Raw genomic sequence first — 7,288 nt, forward strand, 5'->3', positions numbered from 1 at the left:
TCCCTCTCGTGGACCGAGCTCTACACCACCGACTCCGCCCGGGCGAAGGACTTCTACCGCGCCGTGTTCTCGTGGGAGACGCGGGACGTGCCGATGGGCGGGGTCGACTACACCGTCGTCTCCCCCGCGGGCGGCGGACAGGAGCGGAGCCACGGCGGCATCCTGCAGCTCCAGCGGATGCATCTGGACGCGGGCTCGGCATCCGAGTGGCACCCGTACTTCGCGGTCGCCGACTGCGACGCCGCGTTCGCGACGGCGACCGGCCAGGGCGCGACGGAGCTCATCCCTCCCATGGACACCCCGGGCTTCGGCCGCCTGGCCATGGTCAACGACCCCTTCGGCGCCACCCTGGCACTCCGCCAGGCCGCTGCCTCGTAAGGTACGGGCCGTCCTTCGGGACACCGGGACAGCCGTCACGGCGCGCGAGGACGGCCGGTCCCGTTTCGGCGGGGCCTACCCCCGCGCTTCCCGACGCTCCAGTTCCGCGATCCGGTCGAGCACGAGCGCGGCGTGCCGCTCCGGTTCCGGGACCGGATGGATCAGGGCGCGTACCTCGCCCGTCGCGTCCAGGACGACCGCGGAGCGGGCGAAGAGGGTCCGGCCGTCCGCCGTCACCTCGGGAACGCCGAGCGCCCGGCCGAGCGTCAGATCGCCGTCGCCGACGAGCGGGTACCCGAGCGCGCGGGACGCGGCGAACCCGGCGAGGTGGCCCGGGGTGTGGGCGCTGACCCCGAGCACCCGGACGCCCGCGCGGGCGAAGGCCACGGCGTCGTCGCGCACCGAGCACAGGCCGGTGGTGCACCCGGCGAGCTCGGGCAGCACTTCCCCGATGCCGGGCTCGGTGATGAAGAACAGCGCGGTCCACCGGTGGGCGGGGGACGGGACGGTCACGGGACCTTCGGTGGTCTCGACGGAAGTACGCACGACGGCTCCTCGGTGGTGCTCGGACGGACGAGGGGAGGGAGCCGGTCGCTACCGGCGTACCGCCCGGTCGATCCCCCCACGAGGTGATCATGCGATGCCGGGCGGCCCGTACGCCATGGCGTACGGCACGTGCCCGGCGGCCGGCGCTCGTCCCGTTCTTCCGTGGGCTCACGCCTTGTGGGGCTCACACCCCGTGCTCGTCGCGCGTCCAGTGGAGCGTGAGCGTGTTGTCAGGCTCGCGGGCGACCCGGCAGCCGAAGTCCCGGCAGGCGCCGTCGAGGACGGCCCGCAGCCACGCGGCGTCGTCCGGTGTGGCGTGCAGCAGCCGCATCCGCCGGGCCTGGAGGGGCGTCATCCTGGCGTCGGTGGTCCGGCCGGTGCCGGGGTCCACGCGGACGAGGTGGAGCAGCCGCAGGTCGTCGCGGTAGCGCTCGTAGCCGGTGATGCCCTCGTAGTCGTCGACGAGGTCGCCGCAGCCGTAGAGGATGAGCTTGCCCCGGTAGACCTCCATGGGGCGGGGGTGGTGCGAGGAGTGCCCGTGCACGAGGTCCGCGCCGCCGTCGACGAGCGCGTGGGCGAAGCGGACGTCCTCCGGGGGGACGGCGTATCCCCAGTTGGAGCCCCAGTGCACGGAGACGACGGCGATGTCGCCGGGCTGCTTCCGCTCCCGTATGCGGCTGGTGACCTCGGCCGCCGCGTCCGGTGAGGGCCTCGCCACGAAGGTCACCCCGGAACGTCCGCCGGTCGCCGCCCAGTCCTGTGGGATGCCGCTGGACGGCATGCCGAAGGAGTACAGCAGCACCCGGCGGTGCCCGGTCAGCGGAATGATCACGGGCGCTCGTGCGAGGGCCGCGGTACGGCCCGCGCCCGCCGTCCCGATCCCGGCGTCGGCCAGGCTGTCGAGGGTTTCCTCCAGCCCGCGCCGTCCGAAGTCCAGGACGTGGTTGTTCGCCAGGACACAGATGTCCGGGCGGACGGCGGTCAGGCAGGGCAGATTGGCGGGGGTCATCCGGTAGTGGATGCCCTTGCCCGGGGCGAACGCGTCGCTGCGCGTGACGCTGGTCTCCAGGTTCACCACCCGTACGTCCGGCCGGGCCGCGTCCAGGGCGGCCAGCGCGTCGCCCCACGGCCAGGTGTAGCCGACGGGGCGGGGGATCGGGCCGTTCACCGCCTCCGCGAGAGCCACGTAGTCGCGGGCGTCACGGACCCAGGTCTCGCGCAGCGCGGGGTCGCCGGGGTGCGGAAGGATCTGGTCGACCCCGCGGCCGAGCATCACGTCGCCGCAGAGGAACAGCGTCACCGGCTCCCCAGGCACACTCCCAGCGTAGGCCCGCCGGCCGGCGGCGGCAGATCGGCCCCGGCAGGTCGGCGCCGGACGCGCGTTCCCGGACATCCGCCCCGGGGCGCCGTAGCGTGGTCATGACGGGTGGGACGTCGGACGTCCGATCGCGGGAGGTAGCGATGCCGCACAGCTCTGCCGTGGACGGATTCCGGCTCGGCTACGACCTCTCGGGCTCGGGTACGCCGGTGGTGCTGCTGCACGGCTGGCCGGGCGACCGCACCGATTACCGGGGCGTCGTCCCGCTGCTGGAGAAGACGTACCAGGTCGTCGTCCCGGACCTCCGGGGGTTCGGCGACTCCGACAAGCACACTACGCGGGACGTGCGGCAGTACGGTGCCGCGGCGCAGGCCCGCAGCGTGGTCGGGCTGCTCGACGAACTGGGCCTCGCGAGCGTCGTTCTCGCCGGTTACGACATCGGCAGCCGCATCGCGCAGACGGTCGCGCGCGACCACCCGGAGCGGGTACGGGCGCTGGTGGTCTCCCCGCCGCTGCCCGGGATCGGGGACCGTGTCCTCGCCCCGGCGGCGCAGCAGGAATTCTGGTACCAGGCGTTCCACCGCCTCCCGCTGGCCGAACGCCTCCTCGACGGAAGCCCCTCGGCGGTGCGCGACCATCTCGCGCACTTCTGGTCCCACTGGTCCGGTCCGGAATTCGCCCTGGACGAGGCGGCCCTGCACCATCTCGTCTCCGTCTACGGCTCTCCCGGCGCCTTCACCGCCTCGATCGCCTGGTACCGGGCGGGAGCGGGCGCGGTCGCCGTGTCCCTGGCCGAGAAGCCGCCTGCCCGGGAGGACCGGATCGCCGTCCCGACATCCGTGCTCTGGCCGGAGCACGATCCGCTGTTCCCCAGGGCGTGGTCGGACCGGCTCGGTGACTTCTTCACGAACGTCACCGTCGAATTCGCCGACGGCATCGGCCACTTCGTCCCGGTGGAGGCCCCGGCGCGCTTTGCCGAGGCGATCAGGATGGCCACTACAATCAGTTGACCGATCGGTTGGCAATCAGTTGACCGAAAAAAGGCATTCTGTCGCGGGGCCGTGAATTCCGTTTCCCGGCCGGTAAACCCGTACGCGGCAACGTTCCGGTATTTGGCGCGATAGCACTGGGCGGGGTTGCGGGGCGACCGGCCCGCACGGAAGATCGTTTGTGCGAGAGGGCCCGGCCGTCAGGGCCTTTCTGCGTTTTGGCCCTCTGCGTTTCACGGACGGCTCGGACGAGCCGGTTCCCCCAGCGCCCGCTACTGCTTTGGAGTATGTCGTGCAGCGCCCCAAGTTCCTTTCCCGCGCCCAGGCGTGCAAGGACCCTCTGCCCACGGTGATCGTGCTGCTGACGGTGACCGGGGGAATGCTGGACGCCATCAGCTTCCTGGGCCTCGGACAGGTCTTCGTCGGCATGATGACCGGCAATGTCATCACCTTCGGGTTCGCCCTCGGCGGCGCGCCGCACTTCACGGAACTGGCCCCGGTGCTGGCCGTCCTCGGCTTCGTCGCCGGGGTGATGTCGACGGCGCGCGCGGCGCGCAGACGGCAGGAGGCCGACTCCAGCCGCTGGTTCACGGCCGTGCTGCTCCTGGAGACCACGCTGCTGCTGACCGCGGCGGTGATCAGCACCGTCCCGCACGCCGTCGCGGGCCGCAACACCGTGGTCACCGTGCTGGCCGTGACCATGGGCATGCGGTGCGCGGCCCTGCGCAGCCTGGCCGTCCCCGAACTCCAGGCGACCTTCGCCCTCACCGGCGCCCTGATCGCCCTGCTGCACGACATCTGCGCCGGATCCGCGTCCTCCGTGCAACTGCTGCGCCGGCTGGGGATCATCGGCGCCACCTGCGCCGGGGCCGCGGTGGGCGTCACCGCCATGACGCACTTGGGCCTCAGCGGCGCGCTGGGCACCGTCGCACTCGCCGTCGCCGCCCTCGTCGTCGTCCTGCACCGGCAGCCGGCGGCGGATCCTGCGGCAGCTCCGGCATCGGCATCGGCGCTGCGCAACGGCTGACATTGACACCGGTGCTCACGATGCCCCGGCAGCCGACGGACAACGGATACATGTCACGCGAGCAGCAGCACCCGGTCCCAGGCGGGTCCGGTGTCGGTGGCCGCCGCCAGCAGGGCGAGCACGATGCCTGCCGCGCCGTCGAGGAAGCCCGGGTCACCGGCCGGGAAGGACGACGCCGCCAATCCGGCCGCGGCTGCGGCGAATTCGGGGTCGCCGGTGTCGTGGGCGAAGCGTGAGGTGATGTGGAGCAGTCCCGCCAGGCCGTGGCAGAGGCCGGGGTCGCCGTCGACGCGGCGTACGGCGGCCGGGCGGCGGTGGACGGCCTTGAGCGCCCGTACCGCGAGGTCGCGTGGGGCCTCGTCCCCGAGTGCCGTTCCGGCCAGCCAGAGAGCGCGGGCGGTGCCGGGGCTCCCCCGGCACCACGAGGCGCGTACGGGCCGGCCGGTGGCCGCCCCGGCCCAGTTGGGGCCCCAGGCATCGTCGGCGCAGCGCTCGGTGAGTGTCGCGGCGTACCGGGCCACGGCCTCGCGCTGTCCGGGCACGGCCACGCCCTCGGCGAGGGCCAGCGCCAGGAGGGCGAGCGGTCCGGACAGGCCGTGCGCCACACCGGAGCCGGGTGCGTCCCCGTCGCGGGAGAGGGCGGTGAGCACCTGCCGCAACGCCGTACGCGCCGCCGGGTCGTGGCGCTGCCTCAGGAGGTACACGCCCGTACCGGTCAGCCCGGAGACGAGGTCTACGGCGCGTTCCGCCGGACTGTCGCCGAGCTCGCCGAGCTCCCGGGCCTGCCGGGCGGCCTCGGCGACGACGCGCGCGTGCACGGCGGGCAGACCGTGCCCCAACTCCCCCGCGGCGAAGGCCAGTCCGGCCGCACCGCCGAAGAGGCCGGTCGAGGCGCCCAGCAGCTCGTACCCCGCGGCCGCCGCGGCCAGATAGCCCTCGGCCAGGCCGCCCCAGCCCCGGCCGGGCAGGCAGCGGTCCAACTGGTGGTAGGCGAGGGCCAGTCCCGTGCCACCGGCGGCGAGGTGGGGGCGTACACGGCGGGGCACGCGGTGCGGTCGCGCGGCGGAGCGCACGCGATCGAGGACGGCTGCGGCGGCGGCCGGGGGCAGCAGGGGTGCCCACGGACCGCCGCCGGTCATGTTCCGCTCTCCGTCCTGTCGTTCGTGTTGCTGTCCGGGGGTTCTGCGCGGCCGCCGCGCCGGACGGCCGCGCAGAACGGGGCGGGGCGGTTCAGCTGAATCTAGCGAGGAACCCGGGTGTTCACGCCCGGGAGGAATCGCTTCTCAACGCTGCTCCGGCCTGTGCGTGTTCACAGATCTACGCACTGTTGTCAGCGTCTCTCGATAAGCTGAACGGGTGAGGATCGCTGTGCGGGTGAAGCTGATGCCGGAGGCTGGCCAGGCCGCCGCGCTGCGTTCCACTCTGCGCACGGTCAACGAGGCCGCGAACTGGGTGTCAGCTGTGGCGTTCGAGCGCGGTGTCCCGCGTGAGTACGAGCTGCGGAAGCACACCTACGCCGAGCTGAAGGCCCGGGGCCTCGGGGCTCAGGCAGCGCAGCACGTCATCAAGAAGACCCGCGACGCGTACACCACGCTCAAGGCCAACATCAAGGCCGGGAACCTGGGCAGGCCGGGCTCGAAGCGCAGGGCCAGGGCGGAGTCGAAGCCGGTCACGTTCCGGCCCGAGGCCGCGCAGCCGTACGACGACCGGTGCCTGTCTTGGCAGTACGACGCCCGAACGGTGTCGGTCTGGACGACGGCCGGGCGGCTGAAGAACGTGCGCTTCGCCTGCTCGCCGGACGCGCTCAAGATGCTCCGCGAGCACCGAAAGGGCGAATCCGACCTGATCGAACGCGACGGCGAGTCCTACCTGATCGCCGTCTGCGACATCCCCGAGTCCGAGGTGTACGAACCCAAGGGGTTCATCGGCGTCGACCTCGGCATCGTCAACATCGCCACCGCGTCCACCGGCTATCGTGCCGCCGGACGTGGCCTGAACCGGCACCGCAAGCGGCAACGGGAACTCCGGAGGAAGCTGCAGGCCAAGGGCACCAAGTCCACGAAGCGCCTGCTCAAGAGGCGCTCCCGCAAGGAAGCACGGCACACCGCCAACGTCAACCACATCATCTCCAAGACCATCGTCACCGCCGCTGAACGCACCGACTCCGGTATCGCCCTGGAAAATCTCACGGGCATCCGCAGCCGGGTACGGCACCGCAAGGACCAGCGGACCTCCCTGCACACGTGGAGCTTCCACCAGCTCGCCGCCTTCATCGAGTACAAGGCCAAGCGGGCCGGGGTGCCGCTGGTGTACGTCGATCCGGCGTACACCAGTCAGCGATGCTCCGAGTGCGGTCACATCGACCGGAAGAACCGGGTCGATCAAGCGACGTTCGCCTGTCGGTCCTGCGGGACCGTCATGCACGCGGACGACAACGCGTCCCACAACATCGGCCGCAAGGGCGAGACCGTGTGGACCGCGGGGCGTGAGTCACGCGCCCCTGCCACCCCATAAGGGGTGCCTGGACGGAGGAGGCCACACGGCAACCAGCCGCGCCCTACCTCCAAGCCCGGTCCTTCATGGCCGGGTCAAGTTGACTCCTTGCAGTGCGGCCCCATGGTCGTGCACTGACCACTCGTATGGTCGGCGTCGCAGCACATCGCGGGCTCCAGCCCGAGCTCGTCCGTCTCCGGCAGCTCTTGCAGCTCCAGCACCGTCTCCTCCACGGTTCTCACCTCCTTTCCGCGTGATGCGTTCGCGTGCCGTGTCGGTCGGTCGGATCGTGTACTCCCAGACATCCGCCAGGGGTTTGCCGTCCAGGACCGTCCGCCCCCGTGTTTGAGGCGGAGCAGCAGGCCCAGGGCCCCAGCCAGGCCGACGTGATAGCTCACGCAGAAGTCGCGCAGGGTGTCGTCCGGCACGACCAGCAGGCCGTCCCGCAGGGCGGCCCGCGCGTGGAGACACTGGGGTCGCGGCGATGTGGGCGAGGCCGTCGTGGAGCAGGCGGTCGATCCCGTCATCGCTCAGGGC

General features: G+C 72.1%; 8 protein-coding genes. 4 read left to right on the forward strand and 4 right to left on the reverse strand.

Features of this window, described 5'->3' with window-relative positions; translation table 11 throughout:
* The coding region (locus K6I34_RS27575) for a VOC family protein (RefSeq protein ID WP_229329820.1) at positions 1–378 on the forward strand (378 nt) is incomplete at its 5' end.
* Between the two features lie 75 nt (positions 379–453).
* Here K6I34_RS27575 and K6I34_RS27580 read toward each other — a convergent pair.
* On the reverse strand, positions 454–924 hold the full coding sequence (locus tag K6I34_RS27580) for a redoxin domain-containing protein (RefSeq protein ID WP_229329821.1): 471 nt from the start codon (positions 922–924) through the stop codon (positions 454–456).
* Between the two features lie 184 nt (positions 925–1,108).
* A complete protein-coding gene (locus tag K6I34_RS27585) occupies positions 1,109–2,197 on the reverse strand; it encodes a CapA family protein (protein ID WP_238489861.1) in 1,089 nt (362 codons plus the stop codon).
* Between the two features lie 188 nt (positions 2,198–2,385).
* On the opposite strand from K6I34_RS27585, the gene K6I34_RS27590 reads away from it, so the two are divergent.
* Positions 2,386–3,252, forward strand: a complete 867-nt coding sequence (locus K6I34_RS27590; RefSeq protein WP_229329824.1) for an alpha/beta fold hydrolase — start codon at positions 2,386–2,388, stop codon at positions 3,250–3,252.
* A 271-nt stretch (positions 3,253–3,523) separates the two neighbouring features.
* A complete protein-coding gene (locus tag K6I34_RS27595; RefSeq protein WP_229329826.1) occupies positions 3,524–4,258 on the forward strand; it encodes a YoaK family protein in 735 nt (244 codons plus the stop codon).
* 53 nt (positions 4,259–4,311) lie between these two features.
* Here K6I34_RS27595 and K6I34_RS27600 read toward each other — a convergent pair whose 3' ends face one another.
* Positions 4,312–5,397 carry a lanthionine synthetase LanC family protein gene (locus K6I34_RS27600; protein WP_229329828.1) on the reverse strand — a complete coding sequence of 362 codons (1,086 nt, stop codon included), beginning with the start codon at positions 5,395–5,397 and terminating at the stop codon, positions 4,312–4,314.
* 244 nt (positions 5,398–5,641) lie between these two features.
* On the opposite strand from K6I34_RS27600, the gene K6I34_RS27605 reads away from it, so the two are divergent.
* The gene (locus K6I34_RS27605) at positions 5,642–6,772 is read left to right on the forward strand and encodes a transposase (protein ID WP_238489863.1); all 1,131 of its coding nucleotides are present in this window, start codon (positions 5,642–5,644) and stop codon (positions 6,770–6,772) included.
* A 74-nt stretch (positions 6,773–6,846) separates the two neighbouring features.
* On the opposite strand, the gene K6I34_RS27610 is transcribed toward K6I34_RS27605, so the two are convergent.
* Positions 6,847–6,984, reverse strand: coding sequence for a hypothetical protein (locus K6I34_RS27610; RefSeq protein ID WP_229329832.1), 138 nt, complete (start codon positions 6,982–6,984; stop codon positions 6,847–6,849).
* Positions 6,985–7,288 lie beyond the last annotated feature (304 nt).

Source organism: Streptomyces sp. UNOC14_S4, from assembly GCF_020740835.1.
Taxonomy (GTDB): domain Bacteria; phylum Actinomycetota; class Actinomycetes; order Streptomycetales; family Streptomycetaceae; genus Streptomyces.

Bases quoted from the DNA above. Each gene is read 5' to 3' on its own strand.
- K6I34_RS27585 (WP_238489861.1), bottom strand. From the start codon at position 2,197: ATGCTCGGCCGCGGGGTCGACCAGATCCTTCCGCACCCCGGCGACCCC.
- K6I34_RS27590 (WP_229329824.1), top strand. From the start codon at position 2,386: ATGCCGCACAGCTCTGCCGTGGACGGATTCCGGCTCGGCTACGACCTC.
- K6I34_RS27600 (WP_229329828.1), bottom strand. From the start codon at position 5,397: ATGACCGGCGGCGGTCCGTGGGCACCCCTGCTGCCCCCGGCCGCCGCC.
- K6I34_RS27605 (WP_238489863.1), top strand. From the start codon at position 5,642: ATGCCGGAGGCTGGCCAGGCCGCCGCGCTGCGTTCCACTCTGCGCACG.